Consider the following 20,365-nt stretch of genomic DNA (forward strand, 5'->3'; position numbering starts at 1 on the left):
AAGCGTCCGGCTTTGCCGGATGAAGCGGACAGCGGAATTGCGGAAAGCAGGAAATTCGGACAAATGTTTTTTATATCCGCTTTCAAGGCTTAAAAGCAATATGAGCTCCTCAAATTTTATGATATAATTCCTAAAATTAACAGGAAATTTGCAAAAATAAAAATTCTGAACAGTTTGCGTTGCAAGCTTTTTATAAGGAGAGGACAAAATGTCAGAAAAAAAACAGTGGTTTGAAAACGAAAATTTCTGGAATAATTACGCTCCGATTATGTTCGATGCAAACCGTTGGGCAGAAGCTCCGGCAGTCGCCGAATCAGTCTGCAAAATCGCCGGCTTAAAAAAAGGAAGCGCAATTTTGGACGCTGGCTGCGGGCCTGGAAGGATCAGCGTTGAACTGGCATTGCTCGGAATGGACGTAACCGGAGTTGACATAATTCAAAGCGAGCTCGACGCCGCAAAAGAAACAGCCGAAGACGAAAACGTAAAACTCAGCCTTATAAAAGCAGATTTGCGCAGTTTTTCGTCCGGTAAAAAATTTGATTGCGCAGTAAATTTGTTCACATCGTTCGGTTACTGCGACACAATCGAAGAAGACGTTAAAATTCTACAGAATATTTATTCAAGTTTAAAAGACGGCGGCTGGTTTATTCTGGAAAATTTGAGCCGCGAGACTGCAATCCTGTATTTTACCGAAGGCGAATGGTTTGAACGTGCCGGAAAAACCGTCTTGACAGAATTCCACGTCGAAGGAGCATGGGAAGGACTTCGCTCAAAATGGATTTTAATCGACAACGAAACCGGTCAAAGAATAGAACACGAGTTTGTGCAGAGATTATATTCTGGAATCGAGTTAAAGCGGATCTTGACAGGAATCGGTTTTAGTTCCGTAGAAGTTTACGGAGATTTTGATTTTAGCCCTTATAACGAAAAAGCCCGGACAATGGTAATTGTGGCAAAAAAATAAAAATGAAAAAGTTCTTTAAATTTTACAAAACCAATTTTATATCTCTTTTGTTCATTTCAATATTTTTTACATCTCAGCTGCAGCCTGTTTTTTCTGGAGAATTCAGCTCGGCAGTTGAATCTTCCCGCTCGGAAACAGAAACGCAGGAAGAAGAAGAAAAATCAGTCAGCTCTTCTAGCCCAGATTCAGAAGAAAATTCGCTTATCACTTTTTTAGCAGAAATTGCCGGAGTTCTATGGTATTACAACACCTGCACCGTACGCTACACATCATTTCCATACAAATATGAAAATTTAACCTACATGAAATGGGCAGAAACAGAAACAAATCCAGAAGCAAAAACAAAATCAAACCGATATTCAGCCTCAGATTCATTTTTTTATCTGGCAGATTTAGGAACAGGAAACGAATTTTGTTTTGAAGGACTTTTTTTTCCGATTATTGGACCTTATTTTGAAAACCTTGTAATCTCGGAACAAGACAATTTTCTTGACGAAACTTACGGAAACATTCGGCTTGGAGCCCATCTTTCAATTTTCCAGTCAAATTTAATAACAATTACGGGAATTGTCCAATGGTCAAAATGGTACGGAAACATAAGTGAAGTTTTAAAAAGCAACGGACTTGCGCTTGGAATGGATTTCCGCTTTTATCCTTTAAAACCGCTCGGATTCCAGTGGAAATTCTGCTGGCAAGAATTTGATGAAAATGTCTATTTACGGGATTCTCTTCTTTCGGCAGGAATTTTTCTTCAGCGCTACGAACTTTTTGCCGGCTGGAAACTCCTCGAAGTCGGAAATTCAGAAAACTTAAAGCCAACAAAAACCTGGAACGGAATAAGCGCAGGCTGCCGTGTCTATTTCTAAAAAAAAGGGCGTTTCCCTGCGCTGCGCTTAGGGTCGCTATGTCCGCCCTTCGCCACATCCGTGGCTCATTGCGCGGCTAAAAGCCGCGCAACTTCGGGGCTGCCAGCGCTAACGCAAAAATTGTTTTTAACCTAAATTCTATTCATTGACGAAAAAACCTTTTCCGCCATGATGTTGATTTCAACGTGCATTTTTTTGCTTGTCTCGCTCAAAATATTGCGCAGCTCGTCAATTGAAATATCAGCAGATTCAAGACTCACCATCATCATCATTACAAAATTTCCAGAAAGAATTGTCTGTGTAATATCCGCAATATTTATCTTGTGCTGAGCCAGCAATGCGCTTACTTCAGCAATAATTCCAACTTTGTCACTTCCAACAACTGTAATAATAGCATTCATATTTTCATTTTATAAAAACCGGCGTTTCTTGGCAATCAAAAAAACTTAATCCAACGTCTTAAAATTCCGACAAACTAAATATGAAAAAACATTTGCGCGTTTCTTACAACGCACCTGTCAGCCTTACATTTTCGATTTTTTGCTCATTTATCTTTCTTGCCGATTATTTTATCTTCAAACACAAACTGATTTCTTTACTTTTTACAGTTCCCGGCAACAAAAATTTTGACTGGCTCTATCCGTTCAGCTACGTAAGGCTTTTTACTCACGTTCTCGGCCATATTGACGCGGCGCATCTCCTCGGAAACCTAACATTCATTCTTTTAATCGGACCGCTTATGGAAGAAAAATATGGCTCTGCAATGATTGCGCTTATGCTGACAGTTACAGCCTTTGTAACAGGAATGATTAACGCATGCTTTATTCCGTCTTCGCTTTTAGGAGCCAGCGGAATCGCTTTTATGCTTATTTTGCTCGCTTCGATAAGCACAATCGAAAAAAATCAGCTGCCTCTGAGTTTTATTTTCTTAATCGCAGTTTTTGTCCTAAAAGAATTTATTTCTCCGTCGGCTTCCAATGTTTCGACAATCGCGCACATTGCCGGCGGACTTTGCGGTTCGCTTTTTGGATTTTTAGTTGCGCCAAAAACAGCGCGCTCTCAAAAAACTGCCGATTCCAAAACAAAAACTCAGCAAAAAAAACAGCCGCAACAACAGTCTTCTGAGAATTCTTACAAAAATTCTGCCCAAAAAGACAGCGACGAAACAGTAATCGGAACAGTTCAACTCTAAAAGCAAAAAAAATAAAATATGAAAGAACTTCCTTTGCCGTCAAAAAAAAGACTTCTAACACTTTCAAACCTGCTTTCTCAACAGCCAAAAGAAAAAATACACATAACTTCAGCAGAAATTGCTAAACTTACAGGCTGGGGCGAAGCAACAATCAGACGCGACATCTCTCTTCTGGAACTGCACACAGGAAAAAGCAACGGCTACGAATTAAAATCCTTAAAAACCGAAATAGACAAAAATCTTGGACTTATAAAAAGCAGCGGTGAAAAACACAACTTCTGCATAGTCGGACTTGGAAATCTCGGACAGGCTTTTCTTGAAAATTCCGTCTTTTTAAACGAAAATTTCGCTCTAGTTGCCGGCTTCGACTCAAACCAAAACCGCGTAGAACTTATAAAATCTAAAATTCCGCTTTTTCCAACTCTCGATCTCGAAAAAACAATCAGGCAGAAAAAAATCGAATTTGCAATTTTGACAGTTGACGACTCAATGGCTCAAAAAATGACAGACAGGCTCGTAAGCTACGGCATAAAAGGAATTGTAAACTACACAAATGCCGTGCTTACCGTGCCAGAAAATTTTCGGCTAGAAAATGCCTCTCCAGAAAAATCTCTGGCAAACCTTCTGTAAAAAACTAAAAACTGCAAAGCTAAAATCGCTGCGAATCGTAATAAAACGCAGGAAAAGGAAGTTTTGCGCTTTTTAAGGCAATTTCCGTCAAAGAGTCAAGTTTTCCAAAGCTAAAAGAAGTTTGCTTTAAAAATTTTTTAACAAGAGAAGGCTTTGGCTTGTATTTGTATTCTTCCAAGTCTTTTTTGTAGTCTTTATTGCCAAAAACTTCCGTGTAAATCAAATTTTTTGCTTCTTCAAAGTTCATTACATCGTCAACAAGCCCGTTATTTTTCGCCTGATTTGCCGTATAAATGCGTCCGTCCGCAAGTTCACGAACTTTTTCAATATCAAGCTTGCGGCTTTCGCTCACAATCTGAGTAAATTGACAGTAACACTCATCGGCAATCGACTGCATGATTTTTTTCTGCTCTTCGGTTACAGGTTCGGTAAAACTTCCCATAACCTTGTTTCGTCCAGCATGAACCGTTTCGCTTTTTATTCCGTGTTTTTTCATAAGTTCGGTTAAATCAACAAAACGTCCGGCAATTACACCAATTGAACCAGTCAAAGTGTTTCTGTTTGCAAAAATTTTGTCGGCAGAACAGCCAATGTAATAACCGCCGCTTGCCGCAAGAGAAGCAAAATATGCATAGACAGGACGCTTAGTTTCTCTCTTGTATTTTAAAACAGCTTCAAAAACTTCGTCAGATTCATAAACTCCGCCTCCAGGAGAATCGATAAAAAGCAATAATCCAGCATTAGCCTTGTCTTCCGAAATATCTTCTATCTGCTCAAGAATCCATTTTTGATTGTAAGTTTCGTTTTTTTCTTCGATAACACCGTCAATAACAAGTTTTGCGACCGTTTTTCCAGCCATTTTTTACACTCCCATAAAAAGTTTGCAACACAATCTTATAACAAAGTCAGCATATAAAAAGTTTAAAATGTTTACTACCCAAAATTCGGCGCTAATTCTTATTTTTTTTCTTATTGTGATTTTTTTCACAATAAAGCCAGTGTTTTTTCCGCTTTTTGTTGACTTTAACCGCAGAATTACCTAAACTTTTTGTACAATTTTTTGTGAATATTTTCACAAAAAAATCCGCGTTAGGGATAGAAGGGGCGCAAAGCGTTGGCGAAAGCCAATGGCAACCCCGAATAGCCCGGCTCGAGCGAAAGCGAGAGAAACGCCCAAAAAAGAATCAAAAATCACGATGAGGTGGAGACGAATGTCAAGAGTTTACAATTTTAGTGCTGGTCCTTCTTGCTTGCCGGAAGATGTTTTGAAAGAGTGCGCGGCAGAAATGCTCGATTACAATGGAAGCGGCCAGTCGGTCATGGAAATGAGCCACCGCTCAAAGGATTACGAGCCGATTATTGCAGACGCAGAGGCGATGGTCCGAAAGCTGATGAACGTTCCTGAAAATTACAAGGTTCTTTTTGTTCAGGGCGGAGGCTCGACACAGTTTGCGATGGTCGCAGAAAACTTGGGAATTCACCACAAAAAAGCGGCTTACATTGAGACTGGCGTTTGGGCAAAAAAAGCCGCGGCAGAGGCGAAAAAGCTCGGCGTTGAAGTTGACATTATCGCGTCTTCAAAAGACAAAAATTATTCTTATATTCCGCGCGTTGAAAAAGTTTCAGGCGATTACGACTACGTTTACATCTGCATGAACAACACGATTATGGGAACTCATTACGAGTATCTTCCTGACACAGGCGATATTCCGCTCGTTGCCGATATTTCTTCATGCGTTTTGTCTGAGCCGCTCGATGTCTCAAAATTCGGGCTTTTGTTCGCAGGCGCGCAGAAAAACCTTGCTCCAGCCGGCGTTACTCTCGTGATTGTCCGCGAGGATTTGATTACGGAAACTCCGCTTGCAGGCACTCCGACAATGCTCACTTACAAGACACACGCTGACAACGATTCAATGTTCAACACTCCGCCTTGCTACACAATCTATGTTCTTGGAAAAGTTCTCCATTGGATTGAAAAGAACGGCGGCGCGGAAGGAATGTTGAAGCGCAACAAGGAAAAGGCTGATTATCTTTACGACTTTCTTGACAATTCTGATTTCTATCATGCGACAACAGAAAAAGGCAGCCGCTCTCTTATGAACGTGCCGTTCCTTACAAAATACTCGACTGGCGCAACAGACGAGGCGAGCGTTGCTAAAGAAAAGGAAATCAACGACAAGTTTGTGAAAGAGGCGAAAGCCGCAGGTCTCGTGAACTTGAAAGGACACCGCTTGGTTGGCGGAATGAGAGCTTCAATTTACAACGCGATGTCGCTTGACGGCGTAAAAGCGCTTGTTGAGTTTATGAAGAAATTCGCGAAAGAGAACGCGTAAAAATAACTTGAAGATTTTGCGTAGCAAAGTTGAATCCGGGCGGCAAAGTTTCGGGTTCGGCTTTGCTAAACCACAAAATCAAAATCTTGGAGAAATAAGATGTTCAAAATTCAGACTTTAAATAAAATCAGCGCAGTCGGACTTGACAATTTTCCGCGCGACAGTTACGAAGTTGCTTCCGAGCTTGGAAATCCAGACGCGATTCTCGTCCGCTCGGCTGATATGCACGAAATGGCTTTGTCGGCAAACACAAAGGCTGTTGCCCGCGCCGGAGCCGGAACAAACAATATTCCTTGCAAGGATCTTGCAGAGAAAGGCGTTGTGGTTTTCAACACTCCTGGAGCAAACGCAAACGCTGTAAAAGAGCTTGTTATTCTCGCTATTCTTCTTTCAAGCCGCCCTGTAATCAACGCGAACAAATGGGTGAACACAGAGCTAAAAGGAAAAGGCGACGAGATTGCGACTTTGGCTGAAAAAGGCAAGTCAAAATTTGTCGGGCCAGAGCTTAAAGGAAAAACTCTCGGCGTAATCGGACTTGGAGCAATCGGAGCGCAGGTTGCAAACACTGCAATCGCTTTGGGAATGAATGTTATTGGCTACGATCCGTTCCTTTCTGTAAAGGCCGCTCTTTCGCTCGACCACAATGTGAAAATCGTTGAGACTCTCGACGGAATTTACACAAAGGCTGACTACATCACAATCCACGTTCCTCAGACTGACGAGACAAAAGGAATGATTAACGCTTCTTCTTTGAAGATTATGAAAGACGGAGTCAGAATAATAAACCTTGCGCGCGGCGGACTTGTGAACAACGCTGACTTGCTTGCCGCTGTGAATTCTGGAAAAGTTGCCGCGCACGTTACAGATTTTGCCGATGAAAGCTTCTTGAACAACGACAAAATCGTCTGCCTCCCTCACTTGGGAGCTTCAACTCCAGAGGCGGAGGAAAACTGCGCGGTTATGGCTGTAAAAGAGCTTCGCGACTTCCTCGAGACTGGAATTATCGTAAATTCTGTGAACTTTCCGCGCGTTACAAGCGAGTCTGCAATTCCTGCCGGCGGAACTCGGCTTTGCATTCCGCACAAGAATGTACCTGGCATGATTGCGAAATTCACGACAATCCTGGGAGACGCAAAACTCAACGTTGCCGGAATCGTTGACCAGAGCCGCGGCGACATTGCCTACGCGATGATTGATGTTGACGGAAAAGTCGGAGACGACACTCTCAAGGCTCTCGGAGACTGCGAGGCTGTAATCAGCGTGCGCCCGATTTACGCTTAGTTTTTAAGTAGATTAGCCGCAAACCGGAAAATTCCTTTGCATAAACAGGAATTTTCCGGTTAAAAATCCTTTCACAATTCTATTCTTGGCTAAATTTTTCTTACGAGATTTCTAAACTGCACAAAAACCTAAAAAATATACTTTCCTTTTTGCAGAAATTTGCTTACTTTTAAATTAACAAAAGCAATCTAATTTTATTGAAAACTGGAGGAAGATATGGAAATCACACTCACAAAAGGCAATTTCGAAGACGAAGTATTAAAATCAGAAAGTCCTGTTCTTGTTGACTTTTGGGCAAGCTGGTGCGGTCCGTGCAAAATGCTTGCTCCGACAATTGCGCAGATTGCAGAAGAATACAGCGGAAAAATAAAAGTCGGCAAAGTAAATGTTGACGAAGAAGAAACTCTTTCCCGCGAATACGGAATCGTAAGCATTCCGACAGTAATTCTCTTTAAAAACGGAAAACCAGAAAAAACTTCAATCGGCCTTGTTCCAAAAGAAACACTGGTTTCAATGCTCGGCTAAAACACTGTAAAAAAACATTCGCTTAACTATGGCAATAAAACTAAAAAAATTGCCACAGTTAAAACTCAATTTATAAATCAAACAAATTTGCATAAAAATCGATTTTTATGCAAACAAGGTAAAAAAAAGTATTTGCATTGACCTAGGATTTTTTTATAAGAATATTCGTACAAAAAGACGTATTTTTTCCCAAACTTCGAGTTTTATAGTTTTATGTCACTATCGGAACTGTTCCCTTGTCATTATCGAAACTACTTCTTGTCATTATCGGACTTGACCCGATAATCTATTGAAACTTTACAACAGTTATTCCGGTCGCAGCACGGGAATGACACTTAAATGACTGTTCTTTTCAAAATTCGACATTTAGGGTATTTTTTTATTTTACGAGGTGCTTTATGAAAAAAATTATCAACCCACTTGTATTTATTGCAGGAATTTCGGCCTTTTTTGCATTTTTCTCAGGATGCGCTTCAAACAAGACCGAAAACAATTCAGCTCAAGAACAAAAACAAAACCTTAAAGGACAGACACTTTATTCAATTCCAGGCGAAAAGCCTGAAACAAACGGATTTTTTGATTGCGGAGATTTTTCTTTTCCAAACACAAAAATCATTTTGATTGACGACAAAACTTATCCAAAATCAGACAAAAAAACAGACGCCTTTAGCGCGGCAATTCAAAAAGAAGGCAAAAAGCTCATCGTAATCGACGGCGACATCGACCTGAGCTACGGAAAAGTCTCTGATTCAGACCACAGCTACTTTGACGAATTTGAAGCCGACGGAAAAAGAAAACACGCCGACCTTATTTACAAACTTACATCAGACACGGCAATCGTCGGAAAACAGAACGCCCGCTTAAAGTTCGGTGGTCTTTTGATTAAAAACGTAAACAACATAATAATCCGCAATATTGAATTTTACGACGCCCACGGCTCAACAGAAATCGACACAAAGGTCGACAAAAATTCAAAGGCAAGCATAGATTCGCTCAATATCGAAAACGCAAACAATGTCTGGGTTGACCACTGTACTTTCAGCGACGGAAAATGCGTAGACCTTGTAAGAAATTTCAACCACGACGGACTTCTGGACATTAAAAAAGGAAAATGCATAACCGTTTCTTACTGCGAATTTTTCAACCACGACAAAGTAATGCTGATTCGTCCAGGCGACAAGTTTTCAAATCCGGAAGAATGTGAAGTAACGCTTCATCACAACTACTTCCACAATTCAATTCAGCGCATGCCAAGAAGCCGCGGAGTAAACGCGCACATCTACAACAATTATTTTGACAACATCGGCACAAACGAAAACAAAGGAAGCAGCCTTGGACCAGGAATCGGCTCAATGTATGTCGTAGAAAACAATTTTTTCGGAAAACACGCGCAGACAGCCGTAAAATACTACGACAAGTCCGAAAAAACAGACCCTACATTCTCAAAATTCTACCAAAGCGGAAACATTCCTCAGCTCAACGCCTCAAATTGCGCCTACGACAAAGTAGACAAGACAAACGATTTTGAGGCGCACCTGACTTCAGAAAAACCATTTGCAATAAATTACAACTACAGCCTGGACGAAACATCTTCTCTCAACGAAGCGACAGTAAAAAAGGCAGGCGCCGGAAACATAATGAAATTTGAAAGATAAATTTTATACGGACGGCTTTTTGCATTGCAAAAATCAGGCTATCCGGGGTTCCGCTATCGCTTCATTCCTTCGGAACGGCTAACCGCCGCCCCTCCTATCCTTGCCGCAAGGCAAGGACGTGCGCTTTTAGCGCACAATTCAATCGACGAGTTTTGTGCAAAACAAAACTCGCAGCATACCGCAAGGTATGCAAGCATCCATTGCCGCAAGGCAAGGGCGTGCGCTTTTAGCGTTCGTATCCTGTAAAAAGACAAAAAAACACTATTCATAGCGTTTTAACATAAAGTTATTAGGAATAATTACTAATAAGTAATTTTATTCTGTTGCACTTTTTTGTCAAATCCACTATAGTCTTAACTAACAGAAACAGTCGCAGTTTTTTATAAAAATTGCGAATTATATACAAATTTGCTTGAATAAATACGAGCCCTGTAAAAACTGTTTTTGAAACATCAAAAAAAGGAAAATTCGACTTACGGAGTTTCCGCAGGCTTAGCAGACCAGTCTTGAATTCAAGACCGATTTTGCGCGTTTTTTTCCATTTTTGTAAAGTTTTCCTGTCATTACGCAGGTTTACTTCAACTTGTTTCAAATTCTTTTGCATGCGTGCTCCGTTTTTTCAAGAAAGGAGAACTTTTATGGCAGAAGCATGGAACGGTTTCAAAGGACGCCTTTGGAAAGAAGAAGTAAACGTTCGCGACTTTATCCAGAACAACTACACACCTTATGACGGCGATGAAAAATTCCTCGCAGGTCCTACAGAAGGTACAAACAAGCTCTTTGCAAAATTGCAGGAACTTCAGAAGGCAGAACACAACAAAAAAGCTGTAGGTCTTGACGGAAAAGAAAGAACTGGCGTTCTCGACATGGACACAGACATCGTTACAGGTCTTACAGCTCACAAACCTGGCTATATTGATCCAGAATTGAAAGATCTTGAACAGGTTGTTGGTCTTCAGACAGACAAGCCTCTCAAAAGAGCATTCATGCCTTACGGTGGAATCAAAATGGCAGAAGAGTCATGCGAAATGTACGGCTACACTCCAAACCCAGAACTCCACAAAATTTTTACTGAATATCACAAAACTCACTCAGACGCTGTATTTCAGGTTTACACACCAGAAATCCGCGCGGTTCGCCGTTCACACATCTTGACAGGTTTGCCTGACACATACGGACGCGGACGCATCGTTGGAGACTACCGCCGTGTAGCTCTTTATGGTATCGACTACCTCATCAAATGCAAGGAAGCTGACAAGGCAAACATTGGCGACGGAACAATGACTGAGGAAGTTATCCGTCTCAAGGAAGAAGTTGCTGATCAGATTAAGGCTCTCAAAGGTCTTAAAGAAATGGCAGCTCTCTACGGCTTTGATATTTCTAAGCCAGCTACAACAGCAAAAGAAGCTGTTCAGTGGCTGTACTTCGGTTACCTCGGAGCAATCAAGACACAGAACGGCGCGGCAATGTCTATCGGACGTGTTTCAACATTCCTCGACATCTATATCAACCGCGACCTCGAAGCAGGCTTAATCACAGAATCTCAGGCACAGGAACTTGTTGACCACTTCGTAATGAAGGCACGCATGGTTCGCTTTGCACGCATTGAGTCTTACAACAACCTCTTCTCTGGCGACCCAGTTTGGGCAACACTCGAAGTCGGCGGACTCGGACAGGACGGACGCTCAATGGTTACAAAGAACGACTTCCGCTTCCTCCATACTCTCGAGAACATGGGACCGGCTCCAGAGCCAAACATGACAGTTCTCTACTCAAAGAGACTGCCTGAGAACTTCCGCCGCTACGCTGCGAAGATTTCTATCGACACATCTTCAATCCAGTACGAGAACGACGATGTAATGAGACCAGTTTGGGGCGATGACTACTCAATTTGCTGTTGTGTATCTGCAACTCAGACAGGTAAAGAAATGCAGTTCTTCGGAGCGCGCGCTAACCTCGCAAAAGCTCTTCTTTACGCTATCAACGGCGGACGCGACGAGCCTGATGGACTTACACCAGGTGTTCAGGTTGGACCTGCTTATCAGCCAATCACTGCTGATGTTCTCGACGCTTCTAACTACAAAGAAGTTGTTGCAAAATACAAGCAGATGCTCGAATGGCTTGCTGGAATCTATGTAAACTCATTGAACGCAATCCACTACATGCACGACAAATACTACTACGAAGCTGAAGAGCTTGCTCTCGAAGACACAAACCTCAAGAGAACATTCGCTACAGGTATCGCAGGATTCTCACACGTTGTAGACTCGCTTTCTGCTATCAAATATGCAAAAGTTAAGGTTGTCCGCGGCGATGTAGAAATCAAAGACAAGAAGACTGGCGCTGTAAAAGAAGTTGTTAAGGGATTGGCAAAAGACTTTATCGTTGAGGGCGACTTCCCACGCTACGGTCAGGACGATGACCGCGCAGACGCAATCGCTGTTCAGTTGCTCAAAGATTTCATGACAATGATCAGAAAGCACCCGACATACCGCAATGCAGAACCAACAACATCAATCCTTACAATCACTTCAAACGTTGTATACGGAAAAGCTACAGGTGCTCTTCCAGATGGACGCAAGGCACACGAGCCATTCTCACCGGGAGCTAACCCAAGCTACGGCGCAGAGACAAAAGGCTTGATTAAGTCTTTGAACTCAGTTGCTAAGCTTCCATACGAATACGCTTTGGACGGAATTTCTAACACACAGACAATCAACCCAAGCGCGCTCGGACACAACGAGGAAGAAAGAATCGACAACCTTGTAAACGTTCTTGACGGATACTTTGATTGCGGTCCAGATTCAGGACACGCTGGCTCACACCACCTCAATGTAAACGTATTCGGAGTTGAAAAACTCAAGGACTGTCAGGCTCATCCAGAGAAGCCAGAATATGCAAACTTCACAGTTCGCGTTTCTGGATACGCAGTTCGCTTCATCAACCTTACAAAAGAGCAGCAGGACGATGTTATCGCTCGTACTTGCCACGCTTCTCTGTAATCTAAAATGTTGAATTAGCGACAAAAAAGCCGCTCCAGTTTTATAACTGGAGCGGCTTTTTTATTTTTATTCAATTTCGCAAAATTCATAAATAACTAGCATTGGCAAAAGAACCAAGCGCAACCCCTTCTTCTTATAGTTTTGATATACTTTCAGACAGAACATTCAGACAGAACATATTGTTTTATATCTGCTGCCTCAAAAATCAATATAAAATACATAAAAGTCAACAAATAAGAAAAGCCCGGAAAGAAGCAAAAAACTTCCGTCCAGGCTTGAATTGCCTTGAATAAACCTGAATCAAAAATCCAAAAACTTATCAATTTGAGGAAACTTTCGAATAAACAATTTTTTTGCCGGTCGCCTTTATCTCCGTAACGAGTTTTCCGTTCTCAAAAGAAAGTAGCAGAACTTCCTTGTAATTTTCCAAATCCGTTCCGTCAGTGTAAAGCCACTCGCCTTCAGAATTTTCAAATTCCTCAAAAAACAAGACAACGGCATTTTTCTTTCTTAAAGTTTTTCCGCGAAAACCTTTCACAAGCCTCGAATTTTTGAATTCAAGGCAACAATCTCCGTAATTGTCAAATTCAAGAATTCTCTCTTCGTCTTCCCATTTTCCATAAATTGAAGAAAATTTTCCACAGGAAATCAGAAAAACAGAAAGAATTAAAAAAAACAAAAGACGGAAAGACTTGCGGCCGCGGCAAAGCCGAATTTTATTCATTCACGCTGTCCTGAACACTGTTTGCGGAAGGCACAAGCATATAGCTCTGATTTTTCTTTGGACCGTAAACCCAAAACAATGAGGGCCACCAAAGAGNNCCTTTAATCTCTTTGTTCAAGCCAGTATACAAATCCTTGTAGCCTTCTTTTTTTATCAAAATGTCAGGATCTTCCCAAACCGCGTTGCTGAGTTTTTTCTGGACAGGAGTTGTTCCGATTTTTTCTCCGTCAACATAAACTTCCGCGCCGTCAACATCTGTCAAAAAATTAACTCTTGTCTGCGTAACGCAAGACGCACAAAAAATCACCAGCAGAATTCCAGCCGTAACGTTTGCTCCAATTTTTTTTAGATTCATCTTTTTCTCCCATAAAAAGCCAATGAGAAAATATCAATTTTCGATTTGACTTTTTAACGCAATTTCGCAACGAAGCGAGAAATTGCAGTTGATAAGAAAGCTTGCAACGCAAACTTGTTAATAAAAACTTTGACGCTATTTTAGGCAAAGTTCTTATTACATGCTCCTTTTTAAGCTAAAGCTAAAAAATGCTACCCCCCCCCGAAAAAAAGTCAAGTAGCCAAGAGAAAAACGATATTGCCAAAGCCGTTGCAAAGCAATGCCCCTCGTTTAGCCCGACGCAATTGTGAAGCTTCAGTTTTTTCGAGAAGTTTGTATTTCTTCTGATTCCGCTTTGTAAAACTTCCGTCTATGTCTGCTTTTATTCTGCTTTCTATTCCTTAAAATTAAGAAAAATTTTGAAAAATTATTTTTCTTAATGCCGAAAATTTGTTAGATTATTATAGAAAGAATTAGATTTTTACGAGGTACAATATGAAAGGATACATTCATCAGTTTGAGAGTTTTGGCTGCGTAGACGGTCCAGGCTCACGTTTTATAGTTTTTACTGCCGGATGCAATATGCGCTGTAAATTCTGCCACAATCCGGACACCTGGATTATGAAAGAAGGCAAGCTTTGGGAACCTGCAGATGTCTTAAAAGAAGCGCTTTCCTGCCGCTCGTACTGGGGGAAAAAAGGCGGAATTACAGTAAGCGGCGGAGAACCGCTGCTGCAAATTGATTTTTTAATTGAGCTCTTTACGCTTGCAAAAAAAGAAGGCGTCAATACTTGCATTGACACAGCTGGAGAACCGTTTACAAAAGAAGGCGAATGGTTTGAAAAATTCAAAAAATTGATGGAAGTTACAGACATTCTTCTTATGGACATCAAGCACATAAACGAGGAAGAGCACGTAAAGCTCACAGGAAAAACCGGAAAAAACATCCGCGAAATGTTTGCCTATCTCGACGAAATTCAAAAGCCAATCTGGATTCGCCACGTGCTTGTTCCAGGAATTACGGACAACGATGAGTATTTGACTCAAACAAGGGATTTTATCCGTACTCTTTCAAATGTTTACCGCGTTGAAATTCTTCCTTACCACAACCTTGCAATTTCAAAATACCGCGACATGGGAATCAAATACGCCCTTGAAGATACGCCAATGCCGTCCGCAGAACGGATCGAAAACGCAAGAAAGATTTTGGAATGTGATAAATATACTCGATGGCAGGAATAAAATAAGAATTTGGGTGGCCGGGGCTACAAAGCCCCGCCGGGCTTTGCGTGGCTGCGACCAAACGCAAGCGTTTGTTTGCCTTCGGCACCACTCCAATCCCTGCCACAAAAGCAGCAGGGAAAATAATTTTAGTGTTACTTTTTTGCAAGACTTGTGTTCTTTTGTGAACCGTTAAAAAAAGAAGCCACGTCTGAATTAAAACGGCCTTCGAGTTTTACCCGATATGCGCTGATTTTTGCAACGTAGTTTAGGGTATGCTGAGGTGTCTTATTTGCACGAACCCTTGTTGTACCGGCATTGTACATGGCAAGCGCAGTCACATCATTTCCTGTTCCAGCCAGATCCATGCACCAGCGCAAATGAATCATTCCGTATTTTGCGCTTACTTCAGGATTAAAAAATTCTGATTCAGTCAAATGCGGAAAAGACGCGCTGTTTAACTGGAAAAGTCCTCTGTCAACAGTCGCATTTGAATTTCTGTTGACTGCGTCCGGCTTAAAGCGGCTCTCTACAAAAGCAAGGCTAAATGCGAGGCTCAATGGAATATTGTTTCTGTCGGCATTTTCAAGGATTGCAAGTGCAACAAGACGGTTGCCTGTCACCTGAGTATAAAACCATTCAACAGATGCGCGAGAGCCAGGCTGTCTGTAAAGCTCCAGGCCACGGTCATTTTCGTTTGAAAACTCAAAATATTCCGGTTTTAATCCAACTTCGAGCGCCAATTCTTCTGAATATTTTGCATTGGCCAATTCAGCATAAGAATCAAGAACAGATTCTGTTTCTCCAGAGGGAAGTAAAAAATATATCAGCAAGCACACACTTAAAAACAAAACGCTGACAGGAAGAACTTCCCTGAACAATTTTGCAGTATATGAACTCATAATGGATTCATAGTTGCACATTTCAATACTAATTTCAATTAGAGATTTTAGAATAAATTGTAATAATCTGCATTATTTTCAACAAAATTCCGTTATATGCGACATTTTTATGATTTTATGCAGGTTTTTGACCTAATAAAGCACAACGTCTTCCGTGCAGGGCTTTTTTGCAAAATAAACATACTGCGGATGTTTTTCTGAAATTTTCTCTAAAAAATCGCTCAAAACATCTGCGTCATCGGCAACTTCGCTTACAAGAGCCATTCCAATAACTGATTTGCAGTCTTTTACACGGCGCGCTGTATGCTTCATTGCGTTGTTAAACTGTCCTGGAGTCGCTTTTTTGTCGTAAACAGGCTCCAAAAAAACAAATTCGTTTTTTTCTTCGAGCGCTTTTAGGCGGTCGCGCAGCTGAGCAAGAAAATTTTCATCATATTCTTCTTCTGCGCCTTCCACGTCGCTCCATTTTACAGGAAAAATCATTTTTTCTGTTACAGGAACTTCTTCTCCTGTCGTTTTATAGAGTTTATGATTTTTTGATTCAAAAATTTTTTCAAATTTCATATTTTCTCCAGCTTGTATAAATAAAAAAAGCCCCTGACCAAAAGGTCAAGAGCCTCCCCGATTTCTAGCCAAAAAACTATTCGGTAAGAATTTTTATTACTTCAGCCTTGTCCTGTGTATTAAGAATCTGCTGACGTTTTTCTGCACTCTTGAACAAAAGGCTTACTTCTGCCAAGAACTGAAGATGCGGACCAGTTTTATTTACTGGCGAAAGTGTCATAATAAAGATACGGCATGGTTCCTGATCCAAAGAATCAAAATCAACCGGATTATCAGAAATACCGATACATGCTACTAAATCTGATACAGTGTCTGTTTTTCCGTGTGGAATAGCGATTCCGTGCTTCATACCAGTAGACATTTTACGTTCACGGTCAAGTACACATTCGCGGGCAGCAGCTTTATCAGTTACTTTTCCCGCCTTAACTAAAATTTCAAGCATCTCGTCGATGATGTCTTCTTTTGTTTTGCCCTGCAGATGAAGTTCTACAGTTTCAGGTGTTAATACTGTTCTTAAGTCCATAATTTTAGTTTACCTTCCCTTGTTACCAAAGTCAAGAATTTTTTTCTTAAAAAATAACCAAAGATACTTTTGGTTAGTTCCTGATTCTAGTTTTATTATACTACCGTTTTTGTTTTTATTGAAGTTTAAATATTGTTTTTCTATAATAAAAATGAAGTTTTTAAATTTTCGGGTCTTTTAGACAAGGGATTGAAGCGGTGAGCGCAGCGAAAACAAAGGCTTGCCTTTGGTCGAAGGCGAATTGCCGGAGCCGCGAAAAGCCCGCTTTTTGCAAAGCAAAAATGGCCCCGAATAAAAATTTAATTTATATTTATAAAAAGGAATGTTAATATGTCGGATACTTCTAAATTTTTGGCTGATATTCAGAGAATTAAAAAGCACGTGCGCGCTGACAATGGCGGAAAATACGACGGCAGAAAAGTTTGCGAGCAGATTTCAAGTCTTTTTGCCTCTTCAAACAGAAATGCAGGCGATTTGGCAAGGTCGATTGCGGATTATTGGCTGAATTCGTATATTTTTTCCTCGGCCGACGTCGAAAATGAACCTTCGCAGGAAAATATCGACAGGATTACGGTTTTTCAGAACTTTTTGGACGGAGATTCTGACGAAGATTATTCAATTTTAACTGGCGACGACTGGGAAACTCTCAAGGATTTTTGCGATGACGAAGCTGAAAATTTGGATTTGGACAGTCTGCAGAATTTTATGAGCATAATTCTTGATAACGGCGCGCTTTAGTTTTTATGATTAGCGATAACGAAATTGTAAATTTGTATTCGGAATGCAGGCTATGTCCGCGAAAATGCGGTGTAAATAGATTTGCCGGAAAAACAGGATTTTGTCTTGAAGACGCTGACCTGAAAGTTTCGGTGGCGTGCCTGCACTTTGGAGAAGAGCCTCCTGTTACTGTTCATTCCGGAAGCGGAACTATTTTTTTGACTGGATGCAACCTGCGCTGTGCGTTCTGCCAGAATTATCAGATAAGCCAGCAGGGAATGGGAAAAACTGTCTCTAAAGAGGAATTTGCAGAAATCTGTCTTAAACTTGAAAATGCCGGCGCGGAAAACATAAATCTTGTTACGCCGAGCCACCACATTCCAAAACTTGCGCAATTTATTGAAGAAGCTAAAAAACGCGGACTAAAACTGCCTGTATGCTGGAACAGTTCCGGTTATGACAGCGTTGAAATGCTCGAAATGCTCGACGGATTAGTGACGATTTTTTTGCCGGATTTTAAGACCTTGAGCTCAGAACTTTCTAAAAAACTGTGCTCGGCCGAAGATTATCCGGAAGTTGCAAAAAAAGCCCTTTTGTGGATGATTGAACACAATCCGCTTAAATTTGCCAGCGTAAAAAAAAATAGAATAACAAAACAAAAACTCCTTCAAGGCGTAATAATACGCCACCTTTTCTTGCCAGGCCGTTTTGAAGAAACTGTGGATGTGCTTTCGTGGCTCAAAGAAAACGCAGACAAAAAAGCGATAATTTCGCTCATGAACCAGTATACTCCAGTTCCCTTTGAAGGAAGCGAAGATGAACTGAAAAAACGGAAAAATGCGCTTTCGTCAATCGAAAACAGGCTTGTAAACACAACCGAAGACCAGGATCTGCGCGATATGATAGAAGCTTTTGATTTTGACTTGCTTTTTTATCAGGATTTGAGCACTGATACGGACTGGCTTCCGGACTTTACAAAACAACAGCCTTTTTCAAATAAACTGGCAAAACCTGTCTGGCACTGGAAAAACGGTTTTATTGAATAAAAAATAACCTCAAAATGTCATTTTTGCCTTCTAGTATGCTATAATGAGAAAAATGTCGATTTTTGAATTGTCTTGCAATTACTTTCTTTGCAAAAAAAATCGGCAAAAATTTTTCAAATAAATGCGCAAAACGGAGGAAAAAATGACCTTTTCTTACAATGAATTTCATATTTCGCGGACGGTCAGAAACGCCTGTAATTTTTCTGAAGGGCTTTTTTCTTCGAGCGGCAACGTTATTCTTGCGAATTTGCCAGCAGTACGGGCTTTTCAGGCAAAATTTAACGAATACTTAAAAAAGAACGGAAAAACAGAAGTAAGCGCAGGAACTCTGAACGCAATGGGACTTTTGGACGAAGTTTTTCATCTTGCATGCTGGACTTACAGAAGACAAAAATATCCTGATGCATTTAAAGAAGCTTTAGGTGAACTTGATTCGAAATTTTCTAAAGAAAAAGTCGATTCTCTTTTGACGGCTTTTTGCGAGGAATTTCCACCGGTCGCAGTTTACAAGGGCGAATGTTCAATTCAAGATTTTTTGAACACTGAAATGGTTGAACGAAAGACAAATCGCACGCGCACAAACCGGGAACAGACGCTCGAAGAGATGATTATGCTTCATCTGGCGAACGAAAATCCTGCTTTTAAGCCTTTTTATCCGCTTTTTGACGATTCTAATTTGGAAAAAAAGTCAATTTATGGCGAATCATGGAAACTTATTCAGTCTTATTTTAAGCAATTGCCTTTTTGGGGAACTTACGGCCACGATTTGATTTCGTTTTTGAAAGAGCCTGTAAAATTTGCTCCGGACAATCTGCAAGAACAGTTGAATTATGTCCGCATTCATTGGTCTGATCTTTTTTTGCCGGGCGAAGGCGAAAGTGAAGATTACTGGATAAAGAGACTTTTTGGAGGAAGCGACCTTCTGTCTGAAGAATGGAAACCGGAATGGCGTCCGACAAACGGAGGAAGCCCGGACATGAGTCCTCCAAACTACGACTATTTAATGAAAGAATATGAGAGGTTTAGCAGCGACAAAGAATGGATGCCTCGCGTTGTTTTAATGGCAAAAACCGTCCTTGTATGGCTTTTTCAGCTTTCTAAAAAATACAATAGGGAAATTTCGAGACTGGATCAGATTCCTGACGAAGAACTAGATTTGCTGCGCGACAGGGGTTTTACAGGACTTTGGTTAATCGGTCTTTGGGAGCGTTCTTCTGCAAGCAAGAGAATAAAACAGTTATGCGGAAATCCTGAAGCAGCGGCAAGCGCATATTCTCTCGAAGATTATGAAATTGCTTCTAATCTTGGCGGCTGGGACGCGCTTAAAAACCTGCGTACAAGGCTTTGGCAGCGCGGAATCCGACTTGCAAGCGACATGGTTCCAAATCACACCGGAATGGATTCTAAATGGGTGGTTGAAAAACCGGATTTGTTCGTTCAAAGGCGCGACAATCCTTTTCCGCAGTACACTTTTAACGGTGTAAACTTGAGCCACGACAGCAGGGTTGCAATCTATCTGGAAGACCATTATTACTCAAAAAATGACTGTGCCGTTGTCTTTAAACGCGTCGATACTCAGACTGGCGATACGCGCTACATTTACCACGGAAACGACGGAACAGGAATGCCGTGGAACGATACAGCTCAGATTGATTTTTTAAATCCTCAGGCCCGCGAAGAAGTAATGCAGGAAATTCTGCATGTTGCAAGAAACTTTCCAATTATACGTTTTGATGCGGCCATGGTTTTAACAAAAAAACACATAAAACGGCTTTGGTATCCAGAACCAGGAAAAGGCGGCGACATTGCAACCAGAAGCGAATATGCGCTTTCGGCAGAAGAATTTGAAAAAAGAATTCCAAATGAATTTTGGCGCGAAGTTGTTG

20 protein-coding genes are annotated in these 20,365 nt (G+C 41.1%); 13 read left to right on the forward strand and 7 right to left on the reverse strand.

Going from position 1 to position 20,365, the window contains the following annotated elements; translation table 11 throughout:
- Positions 1 to 208 precede the first annotated feature (208 nt).
- Together B3Y13_RS00285 and B3Y13_RS00290 are read left to right on the forward strand one after the other, a co-directional pair.
- Entirely contained in the window at positions 209 to 964 is a 756-nt protein-coding gene (locus B3Y13_RS00285; protein WP_296023283.1) for a class I SAM-dependent methyltransferase, read from the forward strand.
- A gap of 2 nt (positions 965 to 966) precedes the next feature.
- Positions 967 to 1,830, forward strand: a complete 864-nt coding sequence (locus B3Y13_RS00290; protein WP_296691890.1) for a hypothetical protein — start codon at positions 967 to 969, stop codon at positions 1,828 to 1,830.
- A gap of 131 nt (positions 1,831 to 1,961) precedes the next feature.
- Here the strand turns inward: B3Y13_RS00290 and B3Y13_RS00295 are convergent, their stop codons facing one another.
- Positions 1,962 to 2,231 (reverse strand): ACT domain-containing protein, encoded by a 270-nt coding sequence (locus B3Y13_RS00295; RefSeq protein ID WP_296023290.1) that lies wholly within the window; start codon positions 2,229 to 2,231, stop codon positions 1,962 to 1,964.
- An 80-nt stretch (positions 2,232 to 2,311) separates the two neighbouring features.
- Here B3Y13_RS00295 and B3Y13_RS00300 point away from each other — a divergent pair, with 80 nt between their 5' ends.
- On the forward strand, positions 2,312 to 3,022 hold the full coding sequence (locus B3Y13_RS00300; protein ID WP_296666637.1) for a rhomboid family intramembrane serine protease: 711 nt from the start codon (positions 2,312 to 2,314) through the stop codon (positions 3,020 to 3,022).
- Positions 3,023 to 3,040: 18 nt separating this feature from the next.
- Positions 3,041 to 3,652: a winged-helix domain-containing protein gene (locus B3Y13_RS00305; protein WP_296666634.1), complete on the forward strand. Its 612-nt coding sequence runs from the start codon at positions 3,041 to 3,043 to the stop codon at positions 3,650 to 3,652.
- A gap of 19 nt (positions 3,653 to 3,671) precedes the next feature.
- On the opposite strand, the gene sppA is transcribed toward B3Y13_RS00305, so the two are convergent.
- Complete coding sequence (gene sppA, locus B3Y13_RS00310) at positions 3,672 to 4,511, reverse strand: signal peptide peptidase SppA (protein ID WP_296666630.1); 840 nt, start codon at positions 4,509 to 4,511, stop codon at positions 3,672 to 3,674.
- A 352-nt stretch (positions 4,512 to 4,863) separates the two neighbouring features.
- On the opposite strand from sppA, the gene serC reads away from it, so the two are divergent.
- From serC to pflB, 5 genes are all read left to right on the forward strand, one after another.
- Complete coding sequence (gene serC / locus B3Y13_RS00315; RefSeq protein ID WP_296691893.1) at positions 4,864 to 5,985, forward strand: 3-phosphoserine/phosphohydroxythreonine transaminase; 1,122 nt, start codon at positions 4,864 to 4,866, stop codon at positions 5,983 to 5,985.
- Positions 5,986 to 6,084: 99 nt separating this feature from the next.
- The gene (locus B3Y13_RS00320) at positions 6,085 to 7,266 is read left to right on the forward strand and encodes a 3-phosphoglycerate dehydrogenase family protein (protein ID WP_296691895.1); all 1,182 of its coding nucleotides are present in this window, start codon (positions 6,085 to 6,087) and stop codon (positions 7,264 to 7,266) included.
- A gap of 216 nt (positions 7,267 to 7,482) precedes the next feature.
- Complete coding sequence (trxA, locus tag B3Y13_RS00325; RefSeq protein WP_296023311.1) at positions 7,483 to 7,791, forward strand: thioredoxin; 309 nt, start codon at positions 7,483 to 7,485, stop codon at positions 7,789 to 7,791.
- A gap of 398 nt (positions 7,792 to 8,189) precedes the next feature.
- A complete protein-coding gene (locus tag B3Y13_RS00330; protein ID WP_296667875.1) occupies positions 8,190 to 9,446 on the forward strand; it encodes a pectate lyase family protein in 1,257 nt (418 codons plus the stop codon).
- A gap of 638 nt (positions 9,447 to 10,084) precedes the next feature.
- Positions 10,085 to 12,448: a formate C-acetyltransferase gene (gene pflB, locus B3Y13_RS00335; RefSeq protein ID WP_296691899.1), complete on the forward strand. Its 2,364-nt coding sequence runs from the start codon at positions 10,085 to 10,087 to the stop codon at positions 12,446 to 12,448.
- Positions 12,449 to 12,767: 319 nt separating this feature from the next.
- Here the strand turns inward: pflB and B3Y13_RS00340 are convergent, their stop codons facing one another.
- Together B3Y13_RS00340 and B3Y13_RS00345 are read right to left on the reverse strand one after the other, a co-directional pair.
- Positions 12,768 to 13,172: a hypothetical protein gene (locus tag B3Y13_RS00340; RefSeq protein WP_296691901.1), complete on the reverse strand. Its 405-nt coding sequence runs from the start codon at positions 13,170 to 13,172 to the stop codon at positions 12,768 to 12,770.
- A complete protein-coding gene (locus B3Y13_RS00345; protein ID WP_296691904.1) occupies positions 13,165 to 13,527 on the reverse strand; it encodes a PEGA domain-containing protein in 363 nt (120 codons plus the stop codon). Before B3Y13_RS00345 ends, B3Y13_RS00340 begins: the two co-directional genes overlap by 8 nt.
- Before the next feature lie 474 nt (positions 13,528 to 14,001).
- Here B3Y13_RS00345 and pflA point away from each other — a divergent pair, with 474 nt between their 5' ends.
- Positions 14,002 to 14,748: a pyruvate formate-lyase-activating protein gene (gene pflA / locus B3Y13_RS00350; protein ID WP_296023326.1), complete on the forward strand. Its 747-nt coding sequence runs from the start codon at positions 14,002 to 14,004 to the stop codon at positions 14,746 to 14,748.
- Positions 14,749 to 14,882: 134 nt separating this feature from the next.
- Here the strand turns inward: pflA and B3Y13_RS00355 are convergent, their stop codons facing one another.
- The 3 genes from B3Y13_RS00355 to B3Y13_RS00365 form a co-directional block, all read right to left on the reverse strand.
- Complete coding sequence (locus B3Y13_RS00355) at positions 14,883 to 15,629, reverse strand: transglycosylase SLT domain-containing protein (RefSeq protein WP_296023330.1); 747 nt, start codon at positions 15,627 to 15,629, stop codon at positions 14,883 to 14,885.
- Between the two features lie 132 nt (positions 15,630 to 15,761).
- Positions 15,762 to 16,193 carry a hypothetical protein gene (locus tag B3Y13_RS00360; RefSeq protein WP_296691907.1) on the reverse strand — a complete coding sequence of 144 codons (432 nt, stop codon included), beginning with the start codon at positions 16,191 to 16,193 and terminating at the stop codon, positions 15,762 to 15,764.
- A gap of 76 nt (positions 16,194 to 16,269) precedes the next feature.
- On the reverse strand, positions 16,270 to 16,716 hold the full coding sequence (locus tag B3Y13_RS00365) for a PTS sugar transporter subunit IIA (protein WP_296023337.1): 447 nt from the start codon (positions 16,714 to 16,716) through the stop codon (positions 16,270 to 16,272).
- Positions 16,717 to 17,046: 330 nt separating this feature from the next.
- Between B3Y13_RS00365 and B3Y13_RS00370 the strand changes: the two genes are divergently transcribed.
- The 3 genes from B3Y13_RS00370 to B3Y13_RS00380 all read left to right on the forward strand — a co-directional run.
- The gene (locus B3Y13_RS00370) at positions 17,047 to 17,454 is read left to right on the forward strand and encodes a hypothetical protein (protein ID WP_296668346.1); all 408 of its coding nucleotides are present in this window, start codon (positions 17,047 to 17,049) and stop codon (positions 17,452 to 17,454) included.
- 5 nt (positions 17,455 to 17,459) lie between these two features.
- Positions 17,460 to 18,479 (forward strand): radical SAM protein, encoded by a 1,020-nt coding sequence (locus B3Y13_RS00375; protein ID WP_296668344.1) that lies wholly within the window; start codon positions 17,460 to 17,462, stop codon positions 18,477 to 18,479.
- Between the two features lie 142 nt (positions 18,480 to 18,621).
- On the forward strand, positions 18,622 to 20,365 hold a 1,744-nt coding region (locus tag B3Y13_RS00380; protein ID WP_349681352.1), incomplete at its 3' end, for an alpha-amylase family glycosyl hydrolase.

It is taken from the genome of Treponema sp. UBA7567 (assembly GCF_002476655.1).
Classification (GTDB): domain Bacteria; phylum Spirochaetota; class Spirochaetia; order Treponematales; family Treponemataceae; genus Treponema_D.